At 63.3% G+C, this 21249-nt stretch carries 21 protein-coding genes and 1 other RNA gene; 4 read left to right on the forward strand and 18 right to left on the reverse strand.

Going from position 1 to position 21249, the window contains the following annotated elements; translation table 11 throughout:
* Positions 1-424: 424 nt before the first annotated feature.
* The 3 genes from AC5Y3Z_RS02285 to AC5Y3Z_RS02295 all read right to left on the reverse strand — a co-directional run bounded on the left by AC5Y3Z_RS02285 (position 425) and on the right by AC5Y3Z_RS02295 (position 2557).
* Positions 425-892 (reverse strand): hypothetical protein, encoded by a 468-nt coding sequence (locus tag AC5Y3Z_RS02285; RefSeq protein WP_473139119.1) that lies wholly within the window; start codon positions 890-892, stop codon positions 425-427.
* 131 nt (positions 893-1023) lie between these two features.
* Complete coding sequence (locus AC5Y3Z_RS02290; RefSeq protein WP_473139120.1) at positions 1024-2058, reverse strand: DUF4062 domain-containing protein; 1035 nt, start codon at positions 2056-2058, stop codon at positions 1024-1026.
* Between the two features lie 247 nt (positions 2059-2305).
* Positions 2306-2557, reverse strand: coding sequence for a helix-turn-helix domain-containing protein (locus AC5Y3Z_RS02295; protein ID WP_473139121.1), 252 nt, complete (start codon positions 2555-2557; stop codon positions 2306-2308).
* A gap of 877 nt (positions 2558-3434) precedes the next feature.
* Here AC5Y3Z_RS02295 and AC5Y3Z_RS02300 point away from each other — a divergent pair.
* Positions 3435-3872: a DUF732 domain-containing protein gene (locus AC5Y3Z_RS02300; protein WP_473139122.1), complete on the forward strand. Its 438-nt coding sequence runs from the start codon at positions 3435-3437 to the stop codon at positions 3870-3872.
* A gap of 610 nt (positions 3873-4482) precedes the next feature.
* Here the strand turns inward: AC5Y3Z_RS02300 and AC5Y3Z_RS02305 are convergent.
* The 12 genes from AC5Y3Z_RS02305 to prfB all read right to left on the reverse strand — a co-directional run bounded on the left by AC5Y3Z_RS02305 (position 4483) and on the right by prfB (position 14982).
* Positions 4483-5808: a hypothetical protein gene (locus AC5Y3Z_RS02305; protein ID WP_473139123.1), complete on the reverse strand. Its 1326-nt coding sequence runs from the start codon at positions 5806-5808 to the stop codon at positions 4483-4485.
* Positions 5809-5986: 178 nt separating this feature from the next.
* The gene (locus AC5Y3Z_RS02310; RefSeq protein ID WP_473139124.1) at positions 5987-6268 is read right to left on the reverse strand and encodes a helix-turn-helix domain-containing protein; all 282 of its coding nucleotides are present in this window, start codon (positions 6266-6268) and stop codon (positions 5987-5989) included.
* A gap of 278 nt (positions 6269-6546) precedes the next feature.
* A complete protein-coding gene (locus AC5Y3Z_RS02315) occupies positions 6547-7659 on the reverse strand; it encodes a tyrosine-type recombinase/integrase (RefSeq protein WP_473139125.1) in 1113 nt (370 codons plus the stop codon).
* Positions 7660-7747: 88 nt separating this feature from the next.
* Positions 7748-8115, reverse strand: a transfer-messenger RNA (tmRNA) gene (ssrA, locus tag AC5Y3Z_RS02320).
* 191 nt (positions 8116-8306) lie between these two features.
* A complete protein-coding gene (locus AC5Y3Z_RS02325; RefSeq protein WP_463827652.1) occupies positions 8307-9269 on the reverse strand; it encodes a ferritin-like domain-containing protein in 963 nt (320 codons plus the stop codon).
* 148 nt (positions 9270-9417) lie between these two features.
* Positions 9418-10263 carry a maleylpyruvate isomerase family mycothiol-dependent enzyme gene (locus AC5Y3Z_RS02330; protein ID WP_473139126.1) on the reverse strand — a complete coding sequence of 282 codons (846 nt, stop codon included), beginning with the start codon at positions 10261-10263 and terminating at the stop codon, positions 9418-9420.
* A gap of 29 nt (positions 10264-10292) precedes the next feature.
* Positions 10293-10790, reverse strand: a complete 498-nt coding sequence (smpB, locus tag AC5Y3Z_RS02335) for an SsrA-binding protein SmpB (RefSeq protein WP_463827650.1) — start codon at positions 10788-10790, stop codon at positions 10293-10295.
* Between the two features lie 2 nt (positions 10791-10792).
* Positions 10793-11686, reverse strand: a complete 894-nt coding sequence (gene ftsX, locus AC5Y3Z_RS02340; RefSeq protein ID WP_463827649.1) for a permease-like cell division protein FtsX — start codon at positions 11684-11686, stop codon at positions 10793-10795.
* Positions 11687-12376 carry a cell division ATP-binding protein FtsE gene (gene ftsE / locus AC5Y3Z_RS02345; protein WP_463827788.1) on the reverse strand — a complete coding sequence of 230 codons (690 nt, stop codon included), beginning with the start codon at positions 12374-12376 and terminating at the stop codon, positions 11687-11689.
* A gap of 44 nt (positions 12377-12420) precedes the next feature.
* A complete protein-coding gene (locus AC5Y3Z_RS02350; RefSeq protein WP_463827648.1) occupies positions 12421-12882 on the reverse strand; it encodes an Rv3103c family proline-rich protein in 462 nt (153 codons plus the stop codon).
* A complete protein-coding gene (locus AC5Y3Z_RS02355; protein ID WP_473139127.1) occupies positions 12879-13877 on the reverse strand; it encodes a mechanosensitive ion channel family protein in 999 nt (332 codons plus the stop codon). Before AC5Y3Z_RS02355 ends, AC5Y3Z_RS02350 begins: the two co-directional genes overlap by 4 nt.
* Positions 13867-14982 (reverse strand): peptide chain release factor 2, encoded by a 1116-nt coding sequence (gene prfB / locus AC5Y3Z_RS02360; RefSeq protein ID WP_463827646.1) that lies wholly within the window; start codon positions 14980-14982, stop codon positions 13867-13869. Before prfB ends, AC5Y3Z_RS02355 begins: the two co-directional genes overlap by 11 nt.
* Positions 14983-15091: 109 nt before the next feature.
* Here prfB and AC5Y3Z_RS02365 point away from each other — a divergent pair, with 109 nt between their 5' ends.
* Entirely contained in the window at positions 15092-16450 is a 1359-nt protein-coding gene (locus tag AC5Y3Z_RS02365) for an FAD-dependent oxidoreductase (RefSeq protein ID WP_473139128.1), read from the forward strand.
* 3 nt (positions 16451-16453) lie between these two features.
* On the opposite strand, the gene AC5Y3Z_RS02370 is transcribed toward AC5Y3Z_RS02365, so the two are convergent.
* Together AC5Y3Z_RS02370 and AC5Y3Z_RS02375 are read right to left on the reverse strand one after the other, a co-directional pair.
* A complete protein-coding gene (locus tag AC5Y3Z_RS02370; RefSeq protein ID WP_463827644.1) occupies positions 16454-18040 on the reverse strand; it encodes an FAD-binding oxidoreductase in 1587 nt (528 codons plus the stop codon).
* A 10-nt stretch (positions 18041-18050) separates the two neighbouring features.
* Positions 18051-18254 (reverse strand): hypothetical protein, encoded by a 204-nt coding sequence (locus AC5Y3Z_RS02375; protein ID WP_463827643.1) that lies wholly within the window; start codon positions 18252-18254, stop codon positions 18051-18053.
* Between the two features lie 172 nt (positions 18255-18426).
* Here AC5Y3Z_RS02375 and AC5Y3Z_RS02380 point away from each other — a divergent pair, with 172 nt between their 5' ends.
* Positions 18427-19422: an Acg family FMN-binding oxidoreductase gene (locus AC5Y3Z_RS02380; protein WP_463827642.1), complete on the forward strand. Its 996-nt coding sequence runs from the start codon at positions 18427-18429 to the stop codon at positions 19420-19422.
* On the forward strand, positions 19419-19847 hold the full coding sequence (locus AC5Y3Z_RS02385; protein WP_473139129.1) for a pyridoxamine 5'-phosphate oxidase family protein: 429 nt from the start codon (positions 19419-19421) through the stop codon (positions 19845-19847). The genes AC5Y3Z_RS02380 and AC5Y3Z_RS02385 overlap by 4 nt, the downstream gene beginning before the upstream one ends.
* A 19-nt stretch (positions 19848-19866) precedes the next feature.
* Here AC5Y3Z_RS02385 and AC5Y3Z_RS02390 read toward each other — a convergent pair whose 3' ends face one another.
* Positions 19867-21246, reverse strand: a complete 1380-nt coding sequence (locus tag AC5Y3Z_RS02390; protein WP_473139130.1) for a WS/DGAT/MGAT family O-acyltransferase — start codon at positions 21244-21246, stop codon at positions 19867-19869.
* Between the last annotated feature and the right edge of the window lie 3 nt (positions 21247-21249).

The following is a 21249-nucleotide window of genomic DNA, read 5'->3' on the forward strand; positions in this document are numbered from 1 at the left end:
ACCTGTCTCGATCCTTCAGTGATCGAAACACCTGTGTCATCGAGGATGACTTTACGGGGTATATCCGGCGATGCAGGACCGCCGCTAATCAAAGTCGGAATAGCGATATCGGAGACAAAGTTATGGATCTGAGCCAGTTCAGCACCGGGAGGTACCCACACCGAGCCATCAGGCCTCTGCACATGCACGGCGGAAGTCGCGTCCACTTCCCTTGAGCTCGTAGGAAGCCCCTCAGCGATGACGAATCCCGCGTCTACTTGGTGCATCGTGATGTCGTACTTGCCTGGGCTTCTGCGGAAGGGGATGGTGCGTCCGGACGTCAGACGAATGGCCCTGTGTTTATCCGCGTTGGAGTAGCCCTGCAGCAGCGTTAGCGGGTGCACGCCATGCAGGTCTTGTTTACCCACAAAGGGTGAGATCGCGGTTACCACCGCAAGGCTGTTATATGGCTGAAGACTCTCGATGCGTCGTTAAAGCTCTTTCCGGTGTCAAATCCAGGCACTTTCTTCTTTCGTCGAGTCGACCAGTTCTGCAGATTGATCGCCGACTCTTGGATTGGCATTGCTACCTGAGCTGCTGCGGATGGGGTGAGTGGACCGCCGAGGGCTTCCACGACATAGAACATGACATTGTCAATTGCCGCTCGGAGGTGGTTCACGATTTCACTGAACAGCATCGCCGCGACTGGCGGTATCGGTCGCACAGCGTGTACTACCACGTCGAGCAGACCATCAGCTCTCTTAACTTGCTCTAGGTCGAGGGCGTGAAGCGACCAGTTCAAGCATTCCCAGCCGAGCTGGTACTCAAGTTCGTCGGCACGGGCTAGGCGAAGGGCGACGGGCGCCAGCCCGGCGGGCAACCAGTCAAAGACGGATGGTGCTTGTGCGCTCACTACACCCCCACTGTGATGTGGACTAGTTGCCGAAGTTTGACATAGGGCGGGAGCGCCGACGCACCCCAGTTCGGACCGGATTGATCCGGGCCGCCATCGATTGTGGATCCCGTATTTCAAAGCCCAAACGACTATGCCGATGAAGTCAGGCGCTGTGGGTCCCCGTCGTTGGTCCGGGACCAGCCATTCCCAGCCTCGTCGTTGAACTTCATGACCACAGAAGGCGTTGTGCCGGGGGGCAAGACATACAGGACGATCGCTGACTGGTCGGGAGCGAGCCCGGAAGGAAACCCATCGGCCACGTGCCCGACCAACGCATCGTTCAAGGCTGGCCTCGCTTGCGAAGCAACAGAGTTGCCGAGCATTCTCGCCGACCCCTGACCAATCATTCGACTGAAGCCACTCGCCAAGCCGTCGCCGATTATTCGGCTAAAGACCTCATCCATCGATATGACATCTTTGGAGGGGCGCACACCATCAACCTGGTTACCGTTCGCATCCACTGCCGACACATCGACGCTGAGTCGAGTGATGGGGCCAACGCTGTGATTGCAGACTTGGACCCTCCACATGCCCTTGCCGACAACGCTTACAGAGGTTCGATAACTCATGATTTTCCGCGCCTGGTCAGCCTTGGCGCTTCGGATAATCACCTGACCGAGATCCATCCTAGCCACATCGCGTTCAATCGCATCGCGCACTCTGAACTGCAGGTCCTCGATACCCGCATACTCGCCCAGCAGCCCTTCGCCACGCAACTGGTCTTTGAAATCGTTGAGTCGCTGAATTTCGTCCGGCTTCGTGTCTCGCGGGAACGGCTCGGTTGAGAAGTAAACGTGGACAGGTTTACCCGCTCGGTGTGCCTCGATGATCTCGTGCGCTGTACCCGACACCGCGTCGGCAGTAGCGGTCCCGAGTCGGGCATTGAAAACCGCAATTACCACGTCACACGTCTTGACCGCTTGGCGATCGATGATGTCCTGCGCCGTCCCGCCGAGTTCGGGTATCGCATGCGTCTCCCAGCGCCAAGGCGCCAACTGTATCTGCTCGCGCTCGGCTCGCGAGCTGTTCCAACCATGTAACGCCTTCTCGATCGCATCGCGCTCACGACCCGTATCGCTGGGAGACGCAATCAACACTTTTAGAACGTGGGCGTCGAATCCCATTGCGGTCTCCAATCAATTTATCGTGCCGTGGCCTATCAATACACCAAGCCACTGACACTGATCGGTCGCGACTGCACCGGTTCTCGCAATCTGCCCGAACCCCGATGGCCCCGCCGGGGCTAATCATCGAACCGACAAGACGACGAAGGCGGCACGTCCGTGGTCACGTCAATCTGGCGGCGTCGCCGTATTCGGGCCACCTCTCCGCGAACTACTGCAGCGGCCGCCCCATTGCTGGTGAAAGCGTTCAATCGGCCAGCATCGGCAATCCACTGACCAACTCGCCCGCGTCGGTCCCTAAGCCGTGGGCGATCTTCAAGATGTTGTGCAGACTAATGTTTCGTCGCCCACGTTCAACCTGGCCAAGGTAGGTCCAGTGCAGGCCAACGAGTTCCGAGGCCTTTTCCTGACTCAAACCAAGCTCATGTCGTCGAGCAGCTACCCGAAGGCCGAACTCGCGAGTCGCCGGAGAAACCGGTGACTGCGACGGTGCGGGCATTATCCAAGGAGATAAGGGCCAACTCTATGAATCCAGAGACTATGAATCCCAATACCTTGAATCCTTCTTCGGTTTTTGCGTACCGTGATACGTCCCCATGGGCTATTACAACGCGATGAGGCGGATCAGATGATTCACGCCACGAAGGCTAACGGCCGGCCCATCTTCACTGATGGTCCATGCGGTGTCGTGCGTTGAACGCTGAACATGGACCAGCCCATCAGGGGCAATCGCCAGGCTCGATGGGTGGGGCGCAGACGCCTCGACCCGTCTCTCAGATAAGTCCTCCGCCAATATTCTCGTCATCGACGACGCCCTACCTGCACCCGCACCCGCACCATCCACCGCAGACTCCATACCGCTACCCGCTTCAACTGCCACGGCGCAATAACGCGAAGCTGATAGGCCTTGCGTCGATTGCCCTATTCGTCGTCGCCCTACTCGTGGTTGTCGGGGTGCAGATGCACAGCTCGCGCACCGTCACTGCGGGTGGTTTGAGCAAGTCGGCGCCCGTTGCGGCGGTGTGTCAGCAAGATTCCTATCGTCGCCCGAGTGAGAAAAGCATGGCTCTGCTCCGGGGCACAACAGATTCCGCTCTGTGCACTTCCCGGATCAGCATCTTCCCCGACGCTGAAATCGATAGTGAACGTTACGGAGCGATATGGATTCTTCAGTATCAGTCTCTCAGTGCGGCACAACAGAGAGCGGCAATCATCGGCTTAATGGGCGCAACGACGATAGGAACCATCGGCGGCGCGGCGGTGCTCTTCTACGCTACGGCAGATTGGACCGGAGCGTCCTTGGCGCCACTAAGGCAGTTCGGTTTCGCGATCACCTCGTCCCGATGAGATTTCTGGATCAAAGGAGATTTTGCACGTTGAAGCTCTACTCACAACACCGGACCTCGAAGGTCGACACGCCAACGATGGATAACGGCGTGCCTGTAGCTCGCGACTGGCGAACAGGCCGTCGGGTTAGCGATTCGGGAAGATTCTTCGCGTTTCTGGTCGGCCTCGGAATCACCGCGATCGCATTCGCGCCATCTGCATTCGCGGACGACAATCGGTTCCTGGCAGACCTCACGTCGCCAGGGGTAGTCCATCCGGCGTTGTCTGACTCGGACCTGCTCATCGAGGGTCGGCAGATGTGCTTCGAGATCGGCAAGATTGGACTGACCCCTGACGCTGCTCGTGATGCGTTGGTGAAGGATCTTGATTCTCGCGGTGTTCCGACGAGCTATGCGGAGGCCGGAACGTTGGTGCACTTCGCCCTGCGCGATTTGTGCCCTGACGTCCCAAATACCACAGGCATCTGACCACTCGGTTCGGAGCTTCTGAGCTTCGGAGTGTGGTGCCCCATCGGGCTTACCACGTGGGTGAGTCGAGCAGGCGCCTATGTCTAGGTGCAGGACTAGTCGCGGGATGTCGGATGGTGGCAGAGACAAGTAAGTGGCCGCCTCCCCCGCGAGCCAAAGGCTAGCTGCTGCGGGGAGAGGTCTCGCCACTACCGAAACCTTCGTACTTGGTGACAGTGTTCTTGTGGCTAATTTGTATCAGCATTGGAAGTGCGAATGCCTCCTTCAACACCTCATCCCAGTGGGCTCGCCACGAAATGGATGCGCTGCAATTGTCGTAGTGCCTCTTCGAATGCACCCACAGGCTGTCGTAGGTGATGCGTTCTCTCGCAACAAGAGTCCTGTTGTGTGGCTCTAGACTGCGCAAGATATCCGAGTAGTTGACCACGTGAACGAGACCGTCAGCGTTGATAATTGGCGTTCCGCGCCAACGCAGCAGATTGTTTACCAGGCGGCGCACCGCTGGCTCCCGGCAAACGCGGCAGCGTGGTTCGATCCTTTCGTATGCGACCTTTTTCAACTCCGACCCTCAAGTGCATCGCGGAAGGTACGTCTTCGGGACTTCTGAAGTCTATGGACTCTGCACTCTATTCAACCGTTGTCTCCATTCGTGAAGCTCAATCTGGCTGCCCAACCAAAGCTGAAGCCCCGCGTGGGCATCCAACAAGACGTTCGATAAACGCTTGCCTCGCCCCAGGTGAATCAGCGCGGCCCCCACCCAATTTCGGGCAGCGTCCTCAGACTCCATAACTACCAACTCTGTCTGCGGCAGGTGAGGAGCCTTGGGCCAGCGTCCTGGCCACAACACCGCCCACGCCCCCCACAGTCGCGCGTAGTAACTCTCGATCGCAGCGGGTCCTTCTATCAGCAGCTCTTTCGGAAAGTCGAGGCCATCGGTGTTGACGGAATGAACCCCCTCACCCGAAAACCGTTGAAACATACCCATACTCCCGGAGGAAGCAGCAGGCTTCGAGCACGAAGGGGAAGTAGGAGAACACGAAACCCGAAGGGAATTGGTATGTTTCATGTGGCCTTCTCCACCAAAATCGGTGTTGACCTGCGGTTTCTGATGCAATAAGGTCAGGGCAGTCCCGTAGGAAGAAGATTTTTCCTGTATTGCGACCGTGCGCTCAGCGGGGAGACGCGGTGCCAAGCAATAAATTCCCGCTTTGCGTCTTTGCGCGTTGCCCCTGCTGCGGCAGACAAGAACCCCATCATCAGATAGGCGTTGGAGCGCCCTCCGCACGCGCAGATAATTCACCCCTAACGTTGCTGCTACATCTCGGAGCGGGCAGGTGACGTTAAGGAAACTGCGGGCGTGCATCTGGTGCATAACATAGTCCAATACGCCAGCCTCCAAGGGAGACAGAGCGATTTGTCCCGCCGCCAACAGTCCCCTCCACATGTCGGTCAGGGCCGCAATATATTCGGGCTGATCCTCGTCGGGAATAAAACCCTGCCCGAGCGCCTCATGCGCGTACTTGAAAGCCTTCACCACCATCGGTTCGTACTGCTGAGGGTGCCGGATACGCCGCCCCCGATGAGTCAACTCCTCCCAAAGGACATTGCGTCGTTGACCCTCCTTACTTGGCGGAGGTGTGTAGGCGGGCATGAAGTTCAGGAACTCCTCGGCGGAGAACCCGCGTAGCACCAATGGGTATGCCACGTCGCGCTGTAAACGCCTGAACAGCAGGCGCTGGTCCTGCCCGGCGCCTTCCCAGTCAGTGGGTGAAGCGATGGCATCGTCGACGTATTTCGGGATGCGGTGAGACAACAGGGTAGTGCTGATGGGTCGGCCTGGATCGTGCTGGCACTCAACCGACTTCTTTGTCGTCGATTGTCCACCGGCGCGCCGCTGCTCTATGTGACGCCGCAGTGGACCGAAACCCGTCTCCAAACCAGGGCCCGTATCGCGTGCCGTACCGTGTTCCGGGTGGGGGGATGAACCGGCGGGCGTGGACGGCAACATGGTCGCCCTCAGTTCGTCATTCACAATTCGGCCTGACGCCGCGCTCGGGAACTACTCGCATTGCACCAGATCGGCGGATCTTGTTCAGGGCGCACGTTTTCGGACATTAGTGTTCAGCCCGCCGCATCCGTCGAGCAGTCGTCTTCGTCATCGAACTGACTTGCGGGACTGCGGAACCAGCGACATCAGCGGGCGGTGCAAGCCTGGATGCCATCGCGCAGCGGAGGACGATCTCCTTAAGATCGTCGTCGGACAGCATCCATTTCCTGGCAACCTTGTGGGCAGGAAACCGGCGAGCACGAAGCTGATCAGCAAGCCACTTCGGCGTGCAGCCGAGATAGGCAGCTGCCTGATCGAGGGTTAAAAAAAGCGATGGTGTAGTGGACACGGGGCAGCACTCCTACAGAACGAAACCGACCATTGGCTTTGATGGCCGGTGCCTGCTGTCGTTGCCGTGCAGCCGTCGCTCTCTATCGGAGTGACCCTCGAACGCCCCGCTGCCGATCCAGCGCCCGAAGCACGGCTCTATCCTACCCCCCGTTTCGGGCCAATCCTCTCGATTCAGTTTCGATCGTCACTTAAGCTTCCCCGCCCCTGTACATAGCCCGAATAGGGCTGACCGCGCTTGGCCGTGCGATCCGGCCTTTCGGACCAGTCGGGCAGTGCCTAAATCATGATCGTGGCCATAGCAGCAGCTGCCGCCTGCCCGGCTGTGCGGTCGAGGTGGCCATAAATGCGGGCCGTGGTGGCCGTGTTTTCGTGACCGAGGTGGGCGCTGACAATGATCAACGGGACGCCAGCACCTAGCAGCCAGCTCGCGCACGAGTGCCGAAGGTCGTGGATGCGCGGGCGTTTCGATAGCAGCACCTTGTTGGCTTTTCTCTCGTCCTCGCTTGTAGCCTTCGCCAAGGACGGCACCCATACATTGGATCGCCAGCTGTACAGGCGAATAGGTCCGCCTTCTGAGTTAGTGAAGAGCCATAGGGCGCTATAGTCCAGCTTGTCCAGCACGGAGGCCGGGACGTTGATCGTCCTGATCGACCGTCGAGTCTTCGGCTGTCCCAGCTCGTACTTGGCCTCACCGTTACCCGGTGTGCGCTTCCAGGCTCGGGTGATCCGCACAGTGCCATTGACGCGGTCAACATCGGCAGGCGCCAACGCGGTTGCTTCCGAGAACCGGCAGCCACTGGCGACCAGGAAGTCAAGGAACGGGTGCCAGCGCTCGGTGAAAGATGCCTTCAGCAGTTGGAACTCGTCACTGCTCAAGAACACCATCTCGCGTGGGACGGTACGCGGGAGCCTGATGCCGGTGGCAGGGTTGGCGGGCATCAGCCCCTCCCGTACAGCAGCGTTGAGGCAACCACTTAAGAATCCGAGTTTGTTCTGTATCGTCTTGCCGCTAATTCCATCGGCATGCAGCTTGTTCACCCAACGACTGAGGTCGGTGCGCGCCAAGGTCTGCAGCGGAATATGGCCGAGTACTGGCTCAATGTCGCGGTTAAGGTATCGACGGTATTCGGCTAGAGTTTTCTTCTCTACCCCCGACAGCGCCCCTAAGTGGCTGTCGATGAAGCTTTTGACCGTGTGACCGTCGCTAGGCGTAACGGCTTCCCAGATTCGCAATGCCTCTGCCGGGCCCAGCCGATTGCACACATCTTGGAATCTGAGCGCCTCAGCGTAATCGTTGAAACTGCTGCTGGTCTGCTTGCCGCAATGCACGTAGAGAACGCTGGTGTAGCTACTGCCATCCTTGCGCTGACGGATGCGGATCGAGGCCATGAACCGGCAGCATACACTCGCGATCTTGACCCAGAGCTTGACGTCGAGGCGATCAGCCAATCATCTTTAGCTACGACCTGCACTTTCCCAGTGGAGCTGCCGGGAATCGAACCCGGGTCCTACGGCATTCCCTCAAGGCTTCTCCGTGCGCAGTCCGCTATGCCTCTGCTCGGATCTCCTGGTCACGCGAACTAGCCAGGATGACGATCCCAGTCGCTGTTGGTGTCCCGATGAGTCCCGCGACCGAACTCATCGGTGGATCCCTCTAGCTGATGCCGGGGTCCGGGTCGAGGGCGTTCCCGGTCCGACAGACTAGCTGTCGCTTAGGCAGCGAGAGCGTAGTCGCGCTGATGTGACTCGGCGCTTAATTGGTTGCAACGACGCTTACGGTGGTCTCTTGCCTGCACCGGCACGCTTCCCTTGATTCGATGCGCGAAGTCGAAACCGTTCAGCCCCTTGTCTTGTTAACTTCGAACATCCCTGCCGGGTCTCCGGCAGGACTTCCCATGGTACGCCGGTTAGAACTAGCGGCAACGCGATTTTGTTTCCGATCGGATCACGAAGCAACCTGGACGATGCGGCCCCCGACAAGCCGAGTACCCCCGATCATTGCTGGTCTCGGGGGTACTCGGAGTGTAGAAAGCAGGTCAGCTGATGCCGACGGCCTCTTTCGCGATTGCGGCAACGCGCGTCTGCGCGGCCGAGACCACGCCCTGCCGGTTCTTGTGCGCCTCCTCGTAAGCCAGCACCACGCGCACGTCACCGGCCTCGGTCAGATCCTTGATCGCCGTTACGGCATCGCCCACGTTGAGCTCGTCGTAGTTCTCGACGGGCAACTCACTCGCGTCCAGAACCCCCGCCGCGGCGCGTCCCGAATGCACGGCGTCCGCGGCTTCGTCGGCCCCCTCCGAGCGGGTCACCCGCTCGGCGGCCTTCAGTGCCGCGCTTTGCGAGGCGGACAGCGCTTTTGCGGCGATCTCGCCCGCGTTCCCGGTCCGCTTGACCAGGTCGTTCAGCGTCAGACCCCGGTTGCGCAGCGCGTCGACGGCCCGCTCCAGACCGCGAGCCGACCAGGAGACCGGCAGGTTGACCCACCGGACCGCCGCCCCCGCTGCCATCTGCGTCGGGGTGCGCCGGAGGGCCGCAGGCCCACCGAGCGCGTCTTCGGCCAGCACCGTCGTCAACCAGTCCACCGTCGCCGAGTGAGCGGTAATCAGCCGTTCCGCCAGTTCCTCGATGTCCTTGCGCTTCGCGGCGATCGCCAGTGCCTTGGTGTAGCGGGCGCGGTCCAGTAGCTGGTCCTCCAGGGCCAGGTCACCGAGCAGCGCTTCGTCGAACGGCTCAGCCTGTTCGGTCAGCGCCTTCACCAGCGCGGTGGCGCGGCCCAGCAGGGGCGCGATGACGTCTGGGTAGCCGCCGAGATCCCGTACCGCGGACTCGAGGGCTTCGGCCCGCTTGCGCCCGTTCTCGGCGTTCTGTGCGAGTTCGCGGCGCACCGCGTCCGTACGTGCTTGTGCCACGCGAGTTTCCGCGATCTGGATTTCGGTGTTGGTCAGGTCGAGCAGTGTACGCAGCTGCGCGAGCAGTCTGGTCAAATCTGGTGCAGTCATTTGAGATTCGCCTCCCAGCGATTGAATAGCCAAAGCTTCCTTGCAGTCGGCTACCCGGCGCGGCTGGGTTGACCACATCTATTCGACAGATGTGACCTATGTCGCATTGCCGGCCCGGCGCAGGCCATTCGCGAGGCGAATCGCGGTGTCAGATAACGAAATTCATTCGCTCAACGATGCGCTGCGCGACCTCACGGTCGCCACTGAACTCGATCTCCTGATCGCGCGATGGACACAACGGACGCCCACCGCCGAGCCGGGTGAATTGCAGCGCATCCAGCCGCAGCGTCACCGTCGGCTCCGCACCACCGAAGTCGTCGACCACCTGCGCGCGGCCGTCGACGCTGACCCGAACCGAACGCGCCAGCGGGCCGGTCAGCTCGAACAGCACCCGCGACCCCTCCGGCGCCTTGGCCAGTTTGCCGACCACGAACCCCATACTCGCCGCCATCTCGTCGAGTGACAACCGTGCCGCGGGGCCGTCCAGTTGCGCGTCGGACGACGGCCGGTCCAACCCGATCCGGATGTCCTGCTCGTGCATCCAGCAGTCGAAGACCCGGATCCGCATGAACCGTCCGTAACTGTCCATGCCCGCCGGCGTGGGCAGCACCGCCTGCCAGTCGGCGTCGGACAGGTCGGCGAGCACGTTGCGCCGGGTGTTGGTCACCTCCCGGAATCGGCGGAGCACCTCGGCGCCGGATTCCTTGCTGAGACTGCGCACCCAACACTCGTTCATCACGCCGATGTCGTTGCGCACATGATCGAGTGACTTGACGTCGATATCGGGCTCCGGCGGGCTGATGCCCTGCAGGAAGCACTCGGTGCCGATGATGTGCGACACCACCGCTTTGACGTCCCAGCCGGTCAGCGCGCTCGGGGTCTCCCACTGCGCCTCGGAGAGACCGTCGGCAAGCGCGTCGATGTCGTCCCACACGGCGAAAAGGCCCGCCAGCACTGTGGTTTTGTCGAGCACGGTCACGGGGCGGTCGGCCATTCCTCGGATCCTAGACGTGCCGGAACCGCTCAGGCCATGCCTTTGGCCCGACGGCCCAACTCCCGGACCACTTCCCGCTGCGCGTCACGACGGGCCAGATCCTGACGCTTGTCGTGCGCCTGCTTGCCGCGGCCCAGCGCCAGTTCGACCTTGACTTTGCCTTCGTAGAAATACATCGACAGCGGCACCAGGGCGTAGTTGCCTTCCCTGATCTTGCCGATCAGCCCGTCGATTTCCCGACGGTGCAACAGCAGCTTGCGGTTGCGCCGCGGTGCGTGATTGGTCCAGCTGCCGTTCCGGTATTCGGGAATGTGTACGTTGCGCAACCAGATCTCGCCGTCGTCAACGGTGGCGAATGCATCGACCAATGAGGCATGCCCCTCGCGCAGACTCTTGACTTCGGTGCCCTGCAGCGCCACCCCGGCCTCGAACACTTCGAGGATTGAATAGTTGTGCCGGGCCTTGCGATTGCTGGCGATGATTTGTTTGCCGTCTGCGCGTCGCTTGGACTGGGGCTTGTTGGCCACGGCTACCGCCGGACGTAGAGCCGCAGCGTGGCATAGGCGGTCAAGCCGGCCATCGCCACGCCGACCAGGAACAACCACGGCGCGATGTAGAGGATGTCGGCGTAGTCGACCTTGGCGATCAGATGGGCTTCATAGAACTGGCTCAACGCCCCTTCCAGGAAGAAGGTCCGCACGCCGATCAGGCCGAGGATGGCGATCACCACGCCGATCGTCGCGGCCAGCATGGCCTCCACCAGGAACGGCAGTTGGGTGTACCAGCGGCTGGCTCCGACGAGTCGCATGATGCCGATCTCGGTGCGCCTGGTGAAGGCGGCGACCTGAACCATGTTGGCGATCAGCAGGATCGCCCCGACCGCCTGGACCAGTGCGACGGCGAACGCCGCCTTGCTCAGACCGTCCAGCACGGCGAACAGCCGGTCGATCAGCTGTTTCTGGTTGAGGGTGTCCCGCACGCCGGGCTGCCCCTCTATGGCGGCGACGAAGTCTCTGTGCTGCTCGGGGCTGTACAGCTTGACGATGAACGAGGCCGGGAAGGAGTCCTTGTCGGCGACATCCTTGAACTCCGGGAACCTGCGCATCGCGTCGTCGTAGGCGGTCTGCTGGTTGACGAAGCGCACCGACTTGACGTCCTGCCGGGTCTCGATCTTGTTTCGCAGCGCCTTGCACAGATCGCCGGTACAGCTCGTGTCGTTGGCCGAGATGTCATTGGTCAAAAAAACCTGCGTCTCGACGCGATCGAGATAGATGGCCCGCGAATTGTCGGCCAGCCGCACCACCAGCAGTCCGCCGCCGAACAGCCCGATCGAGATGGCGGTGGTCAGGATCATCGCGATCGTCATGGTGACGTTGCGACGCAGGCCGGTCAGGACCTCGTTGAATAGGAATCCGAAGCGCACTTAGCGATCCATCCCGTAGACGCCGCGCTGTTCGTCACGAACCAGCCTGCCCAGTGACAACTCGACCACCCGCTGCCGCATCGCGTCGACGATGTGGTGGTCGTGTGTCGCCATCAACACCGTCGTCCCGTTGCGGTTGATCCGCTCCAACAGATCCATGATGTCCTTACTGGTGTCGGGGTCGAGGTTCCCGGTGGGCTCGTCGGCCAGCAGCACCAGCGGCTTGTTGACGTACGCCCGCGCAATCGCCACCCGCTGCTGCTCGCCGCCGGACAACTCGTGCGGCAGCCGGTTGGCCTTGCCCGACAGTCCGACCGTCTCAAGCACGTCGGGCACCACTTTGTTGATCGTGTCAGTGCGTCTGCCGATGACCTCCAGCGCAAAGGCGACGTTGTCGTACACGGTCTTCTGTTGCAGCAACCGGAAATCCTGGAACACGCAGCCCATCACCTGACGCAGCTTCGGAACGTTACGGCCGCTGAGCTTGTTGACGTGGAACTTCGAGACCCGGATGTCCCCGGACGAGGGTGTCTCCGCCGCCAGCAGCAGCCGCATGAACGTCGACTTGCCCGACCCGGACGGACCGATGAGGAACACGAACTCACCCTTGTCGATCTGGACGTTGACGTCGTCCAAGGCTGGACGCGCCGACGATTTGTACTGCTTGGTGACATGTTCCAGGGTGATCATCACGGCACGCCAGTGTAGCGGGGTGTCTCGCCGGGCCGCGAGAATCAGCGAGCCGGCGCCGGCGGGACGGGTCCCGGTTGCTGCGGTGGCGCTGACGGAATCGGACTGGGCGTCGACGTCGGCGTGCAGAACGGCGGGATGCACGGCAACTGGATCAACGGCGTGGTCGTCGTCGTGGTCGTCGTCGGCGGCGGTGGCGGCGGCGTCGTCGTCGTGGTGGTGGTGGGTGTCGGCGTCAGCGTGCGCTGCGGCTGCTCCACCCTGGTGCGCGGCACCCAGGTGTAGTCGGGGTCCGGCACGTAACCCGGCGGTACCATTTGCGACGACGGGGCGGGGCTCGGCGCCTGCTCCTGCGGGCGGTACGTCTCGTAGGCCCACCAGATGGCCAGGAACGCCACCATCAAGACGATGGTCGACGTGCGGACGCGACCACCGAACAGGTGACTCGGCGCCCGACGCTCCCCCGGTTCCCTCCGCTTGTTCAGCAGGTTCAGTTCGAGTTTCATCGGCGCGTCACCTGACCCGCGGACTTGTCCAGGTCGGTTCCCTCACCGGCCTCGGGATCGGCGACACCGCCGTCGTCGACGACGCCCACGGTGGCATCGGCCGCCGTCACGATGCCCGCCTTGGCCAGTGCCCGGATGACCAGCACCCGCAACTGGCGGCCGGCCTCGAACTGCTTGCCCGGCAGGGTGCGGGCCACCAGCCGCAGTGTGACGGTGCTGAGTTCGATGCTCTCGACACCCATCACCGTCGGCGCGTCCAGCAGCAGGTCGCCCAGATGCGGGTTCTCGAGTGCCCGCTCGCACTCCTGATGCAGGACTTCGTTGACCCGGTTGAGGTCGGCGCTGGTCGAGACGGGGATGTCGACTACCGCGCGCGCCCAGTCCTTGGACAGGTTGATCGTCTTGACGATCGAACCGTTGGGAATGGTGAAAAGCTCCCCGTCCGAGGAGCGCAGCCGGGTGACCCGCAAGGTCACGTTCTCCACGGTGCCGCGGGCCTCGGCGGCGATCCCCGAGACCGTCAGCGACACCAGGTCACCGAACCCGTACTGCTTCTCGACAATGATGAAGAAGCCCGAGAGCAGGTCCTTGACCAGCTGCTGGGCCCCGAAGCCCAGCGCGGCGCCCACCACTGTCGCCGGCGCGATCAATCCGCCCACCGAGAACTGCAGCACGCTGCCGATCTGCACGATCACCACGATCGAGATCAGCACGATCGACACCCAGGAGATCACCGATGCGACCGCCTGGCGGTGTTTGGTTGCCTCCGAGCGGACCAGGGCGTCGCTTTCGGCGAAGCCCTCGTCGAGTTGGCTGGTCACCCGCTGGGCGACCCACTGCACCAACCGCGCGGCGAGTATGGCCGCGATCACCAGCATGGCGATCCGCAGGCCCCGGGTGATGATCCATTCGCCGATCTGACCGCGCCAGAAGTCGTGCCAGCGCTGCGCCGCATCGGCGAGCCTCAAAGAAATAGCCGTTGTATTAGTCGTCATCTTTTCTGTTACGCCAGCGGATCCCTGCTTCCAGGAACCCGTCGATGTCTCCGTCCAAGACAGCCGCAGGATTGCCCACTTCGAACTCGGTGCGCAGATCCTTGACCATCTGATATGGGTGCAGTACATAGGACCGCATCTGGTTTCCCCAGGAGCTGCCGCCGTCACCTTTCAGGGCGTCCAGCTCCGCGCGTTCTTCGGAACGCTTGCGCTCCAACAACTTTGCCTGAAGCACTCGTAACGCCGAAACTTTGTTCTGCAGTTGCGACTTCTCGTTCTGGCAAGTGACGACGATACCGGTTGGGATGTGGGTGAGTCGAACCGCCGAGTCGGTGGTGTTGACCGATTGCCCGCCCGGCCCGCTGGACCGGTAGACGTCGACCCGCAGGTCGCCTTCGGGGATTTCGATGTGGTCGGTGGTCTCCACCACCGGGAGCACCTCCACCTCCGCGAAAGACGTCTGACGTCGACTTTGGTTGTCGAACGGACTGATGCGCACCAGACGGTGGGTGCCCTGTTCGACCGAGAGAGTGCCGTAGGCGAACGGTGCGTGCACGGCGAAGGTCGCGCTCTTGATCCCGGCCTCCTCGGCGTAGGACGTGTCGAACACCTCAACGCCGTATTTGTGCTGTTCAGCCCACCGGATGTACATCCGCATCAGCATCTCGGCCCAGTCGGCGGCGTCGACCCCGCCCGCTCCGGAGCGAATTGTGACCAAGGCCTCACGTTCGTCGTACTCGCCGGACAGCAAAGTACGCACTTCGGTGGCTTCGATGTCGGCGCGCAACGCCTTGAGCTCGGCGTCGGCTTCGGCGAGCGCGGAATCGCCCTCGGCTCCCTCTTCTTCGGTGGCCAGTTCGTACAGCACCGGCAGGTCGTCGAGGCGTTGCCGCAACTCTTCGATCCGGCGCAGCTCACCCTGGGTGTGCGACAGCTCACTGGTGACTTTCTGCGCGCGCGCCTGGTCATCCCACAGATTGGGGTCGGACGCTTCCTTTTCGAGCTTTTCGATCCGGCTCTTCAGACCGTCCACATCGAGCACCCGTTCCACCGTGGTGAGGGTGGAGTCCAGAGCGGCGATTTCTGCTTGACGGTCAAGTTCCACAGGCGCCCACGTTACCGGCAGCACCGTCTAGCATCAGGAGACCATCAGTGCAACGCACGACTGTGACGCCGGCCCTCGCGTGCAGTCGAGCACGAACAGAAGGCACGACATGCGTTCCCATCATGTTGCGATCGTCGGCTCCGGTCCGTCGGGTTTCTTTGCCGCCGCATCCCTGCTCAAGGCCGCCGACGCGTCCGACGACCTCACTGTCGCGGTCGACATGCTCGAGATGCTGCCCACCCCGTGGGGCCTGGTGCGGTCCGGCGTCGCCCCCGACCACCCCAAGATCAAATCGATCAGCAAACAGTTCGAGAAGATCGCCGGTGATCCGCGTTTCCGTTTTTTCGGCAACGTGGTGGTCGGCGAGCACGTGCACGCAAGTGAGCTCGCCGAGCAGTACGACGCGGTGATCTACGCCGTTGGCGCGCAGTCGGACAAACCGTTGAACATCCCCGGCGAGGATCTGCCCGGCAGCATCTCCGCCGTCGACTTCGTCGGCTGGTACAACGCCCACCCGCATTTCGAGGAGAAGACACCGAACCTGTCCGGCGCCCGGGCCGTCGTGATCGGCAACGGCAACGTTGCGATCGACGTCGCCCGCATCCTGGTCACCGACCCCGACGTGCTGGGACAGACCGACATCGCCGACCACGCGCTGGAATCGCTGCGACCGCGCGGTGTGGAAGAGGTGGTCGTCATCGGGCGCCGCGGTCCGCTCCAGACGGCGTTCACCACGCTGGAGTTGCGCGAGTTGGGTGAGCTCGACGGGGTCGACGTGATCGTGGACCCCGCCCAGTTCGCCGACATCACCGACGAGGCCGCCGAGGCCGCAGGCAAGACGACCAAGCAGAACATCAAAGTGCTGCGGGACTACGCGCAGCGGGAGCCGCGACCGGGCCACCGGCGAATTGTGTTCCGCTTCTTGACATCTCCGATCGAGATCAAGGGCGACGAACGCGTCGAGCGAATCGTCCTGGGCCGCAACGAATTGGTCACCGACGACAACGGCTGGGTGTCGGCCAAGGACACCGGCGAGCGCGAGGAACTGCCGGTGCAACTGGTGGTGCGCTCGGTCGGCTACCGCGGCAAGCCGACGCCCGGTTTGCCGTTCGACGAGAAGCGGGGCACCATCCCGCACAGCGACGGCCGGATCGACGGCAGCCGCAACGAGTACGTCGTCGGCTGGATCAAGCGCGGCCCCACCGGGGTGATCGGGACCAACAAGTCCGACTCCCAGGACACCGTCGACACGGTGCTGGCCGACCTGGCCGAAGCCAGGGCTGCCGAACGGCCCGAGGACCATGCCGACAAGCTCGCCGACTGGTTGCTCGAACGCCAACCGAAAGTGGTCACCTCAGCCCACTGGGATCTCATCGACCAGTTCGAGCGGTCGGCGGGCGAACCGCACGGGCGTCCGCGGGTGAAACTGGCCAACCTCGCCAAACTGCTGCACATCGGGCACGGCTGATCGCTATCCCACCAGCACTCCGGGGTTGAGGATGCCCGCCGGGTCCAGCGTGTGCTTCACCGCACGTAGCGCCGCGGCGAACGGGCCGGGACGTTGCCGGTCGTACCACGGCCGGTGATCGCGACCGACCGCGTGGTGGTGGGTGATGGTGCCTCCGGTGGCGCTGATCGCCTCGGACACAGCGGCTTTCATCTCGTCCCACTGCGCGTCCAGCGATCCCCACCGGCCGCCCGCATAGATGCCGTAGTACGGCGCCGGTCCGTCAGGGTAGACGTGGGTGAACCGGCAGGTCACCACTCCGGTGCCGCAGACCCGGCTGATCGCGGCCCGGGCGGCGTCGGTGACCGCGGCATGCAGAGCGTCGAATCCATCCCAGGTGCAGGCGGTTTCGAAGGTTTCAGCGATGACGCCGCGGCGTGCCATGGCGTCGCGTTGATACGGCATCCGCAAGAACGCCGAACGCCAGGACTCCGAGGCGTCGGCCGTCTCGCTGGACTTGTCGCCGTCGGAGTCGCGGCTCCGGCGCGAAATCACCGTGCCGCCGTATTCGGCGGCGATCTCCAGCGCCCGGGTGAGCCACGGGTCGATCGGGTGATCCGCGGATTCGAAAGCCAGCACCAGAAGCCCGCCGCTGACCGACGTGCCCGCGTTGAGGAACGCTTCGGCGGGATCCAGTAGCCGACAGTTCGCCGGGAAGAGCCCGGCTTGCGCGACTGACCGGGTCGCAGCGACCGCGCCGGCCCAGTGGTCGAACGCGACCGACGCGGTGACCTGCCAGCGGCGCCGGTTCTGCAACCGCATCCAGGCTTCGGTGATGACGCCGAGGGTGCCCTCGGAGCCGATGAACAGCCGGTCCGGGGACGGGCCCGCCCCGGACCCCGGTAGCCGCCGCGATTCGCTGATCCCGGTGGGGGTGACCACCCGCACCGATTCGGTGAGGTCGTCGATGTGGGTGTACAGCGTGGCGAAATGCCCGCCGGCGCGGGTGGCCAGCCAGCCGCCGAGGCTGGAGAAGGCGAACGACTGCGGAAAGTGCCGCAGCGTCAGATCGTGGCGGCGGAGTTGGTCTTCGATCCACGGGCCGAGCGCGCCGGCCTGGATTCGGGCGGCGCGGCTGACGGCGTCGACCTCGACCACGGCGCTCATCGCGCTGATATCGAGGGTGACGGCGGGCCCCTCGAAGCGCGGCTCGACGCCTCCCACCACCGAGCTGCCTCCGCCGTAGGGTATGACCGAAATCCCTTCCCGCCCACACCAATCCAGTACGTCGATCACGTCCTGCTCGCGTCGCGGCCGCACGATCAGATCGGGGACATGATCGATGGTGCCCTGCAGGTTGCGCGCCACGTCCCGAAACGCCTTGCCGCGCGCGTGGCCCACCCGGTCGATGAGATGCGCCGAACACAGCGCGCTCAACGTCGCGGGCGGGGTGATCCGGGGCCCGGGCAGCCCGAGTGCGGCCGGATCCGGCGGACGGTGGTCCGTCAGATCCTGTCCGGGCAGCATGGCCGCCATCCGAGCCACCAGGTCCTTGGTCTCCTGATCGGTGAGGGCCTGCTCGAGTGTGCCCCACCCCCACCACGAACGCATGCCGGACTCGTCAGCGCTTGAGCATGACGAAGGCACCGCCGCCGACCAGCAGCGCCAGCGCCAACGCGATACCCCAGCCGGCACCGAGCAGGTACCAGACGACGGCCACCACGCCGATCAGCGGCGACACCGCGAACAGGACGATCCCCGGGTTCTGCCTGATCACGGCCAGCGCACTCTTGGCCCGAATCGGATCGATCTCCTTGCCTGCCATCCGTTCAGAATGCCAGGTGGGCACGACATTGCAAGCGGAGTCATTCAGGTTCGTCGGCTCCGGCCGGCGACCGCCGCGGCGATCCGCGTCGGAATGCCTGAAAACTGTTGGTACCGCTGGTGATTATGACCAAGGTCCCTACCGGTCCGAAAGTGTCAGCCGTAACGTCGTCATGGTGGACCTCGAAGTCGTCAGAAACGCAGTCCAGCTGGCCTGCCGGGCGCCGTCGGTGCACAATAGCCAACCCTGGCGATGGGTCGTCGAGGACGGGGCGGTCCACCTCTTCGCCGATCGCAACCGGACGGTGCCGGCCGCCGACCCTTCGGGCCGCCAAGCCCTCCTCAGCTGCGGCAGCGCACTTGACCATTTCCGCGTCGCGATGACCGCTGCGGGTTGGCGCACCGGCGTCGCCCGCTTTCCGAACCCGAACGACCCTGCGCATGTGGCGACGATGCATTTCAGTCCGCTCGATCACGTCACCCCGGCGCAGCACACCCGGGCGGCGGCAATTCTGCACCGCCGCACCGATCGGCTGCCCTTCGACGCCCCCAGAAACTGGGCCGATTTCGAACCGGTACTGCGCAGCGTTCTCGCCGACGACGCCGTTGCGCTCGACGTCCTGGCCGACCAGGACCGCGACCGCCTGGTGCAGGCGTCGCGGCTCAGCGCGGCACTTCGTCGCGACGACACCACATATCACGCCGAACTCGATTGGTGGACTTCACAGTTCACGCTTGCGCAGGGAATGCCGGCAACCGCCCTGCCATCCGAGACCGAGCGCCGACGGGTCGATGTCGCGCGGGAATTTCCGGTCCGGGACCACCGGGACCGGCGTCCGGAGATCGCCGCCGACTGGTCGACGATTCTGATTCTGTCGACACCGCAGGACACGAGAGCCGATGTGCTGCAGTGCGGCGAAGTACTCTCGACGGTGCTATTGGAGTGCACCATGACCGGAATGGCGACCTGCACCTTGACCCACCTGATCGAATCGTCCCAGAGTCGCGCCATCGTGCGTGAACTGATCGGGGGGCGCGGCGAGCCGCAACTGCTCATCCGCGTCGGGGTATCCCCCATGATGGAGCCCCGACCGGCACCGACACCGCGCCGTCCGCTGGCTGCCGTCCTGGAAATCCGCCACTCGTCACCCGAAAGGCTGAGCCGATGACCGACGAGCCATTCACCATCCTGTCCGAGAGCGAAAGCTGGGACCTGCTGGGCACCGCCTCGCTCGGTCGGCTGGTGACCAACTTTGCCGGCGAGCCGGAAATCTTCCCCGTCAACTACGTGGCGCAGGACCGCACCGTGCTGTTCCGGACTGCCGAAGGCACCAAACTGTTCTCTGCGGTCGCCAATCGCACCGTGCTCTTCGAGGCCGACGACCACAACGTCGTCGAGGGCTGGAGCGTGATCGTGCGCGGTCGCGCCCAACTGTTGAAGTCCGAGGCCGACATCGAAAAAGCCGACCGCGCCGGGCTATATCCGTGGACGGCAACGAACAAGCCCAATTACGTGCGGGTGACCCCGACCGACGTCACCGGCCGCCGGTTCGAGTTCGGCCCGGAGCCCGATCGCAACGAGACGGCGTCATAGCGGTTCGGGTCCGCGCCTTTCACACGACCAGTGACAGCGGCCCGCGGCTGGGAGGATTCCTGCGGCGCTTGCTGATTGCCACCAGACGCGCCACCGCGGCTTCGATGCCGCGAGCCAGTTGGTCGACGTCGGCCACCACGTCGTAGTCGGCAAGGATTCCGAAGAACAGGTGGTCGGCGTAACTGAGCATCGCCACGCCGGTCCGCAGGTCCATGGCCAGGGGCGGGACGGGGTAGAGCCCGACGACGTTCCTGCCCATGACCCGAAGCGGCCGGGACGGTCCCGGCACGTTCGTCGCCACTGTCACCACGCCTCGTTGCGGCAACCGCATCAGTAATCCGACCGTCCACGCGCTTAGCGCAAAGGGAATACGATTTGCCAAGGACACAAACAGGTTTCCCGCCTGCCGCTGGCCGCTGGCCTTGGCCCGGCCCAACCGGTCATGCACGGTCCGCAGCCGCTGCACCGGATTCTCTTCGTCCACCGGCAGATTCGGCAGCATCAACGACACCCGGTTGTCGGTCTTGTCGAACGCGTCGGCCGACCGAACCGAAACCGGTACCAGCGTGCGCAGCGAATCGCGCACCGGCTTCAGGCCGCGTTCGATCATGAGGTTGCGGTAGCTTTCGGTAATCGCCGCCAGCGCAACATCATTGACAGTCACGTCGAACGTCCGGCAAATCAGGTCGATGTCGGCCATGGCCACCCGCGCCCCGCTGTACCGGCGCAGATCCGACAGCGGTCCGTTGAGCGACGACGCAGCCGGCCTCAACAAGCCTGCCGCGATCTCACTCGCGCCCTGCACGGCGCGGACGATCCCCGCGGTCAGCGCGGCCGAGGTGTTCAACAATCCACCGATCAGTGTTGTCCTTGGGGCGGAAGGCTTTTCCCTAGCGCGGACGGCGCTGTGGGCGAAACTGTGGCCGCCCACGCCGTCATCACACAACCCGCTCAGCAGGTGCGTGGCCGCAATGCCGTCGGCCATGCAATGGTGCAGCTTGGTCAGCATCGCCCAGCGCTCGTCGGCGAGTCCCTCGATGACCCAGACCTCCCACAGCGGCCGATCGCGGTCCAGCCGCCGCGCCATCACATCGGCGATCAACCGAAACAGCTCCCGGTCGCCACCGGGATGCGGTAGCGCGACGCGCCGTATGTGCCGCTCGATGTCGAAGTCAGGATCCACCACCCACTCAGGTGCGCCGAGATCCAGCGTGTGCAACCGCAGCCGTTGCCCGAACCGCGGACAACCGCGGATGCGTTCGCTGAACGACGAAAGCAATGCGTCCTGCTCGGGGGCCGGGCCTTCGATGAGCGCGAGACCTCCGATGGCCAGGCTCACCCGAGAATCAGCGTCCTCGGCCTTCAGAAAACCGGCGTCCAAGCTGCTCAGGTGCTCCATGAT

It is taken from the genome of Mycobacterium sp. NGS61, from assembly GCF_059812325.1.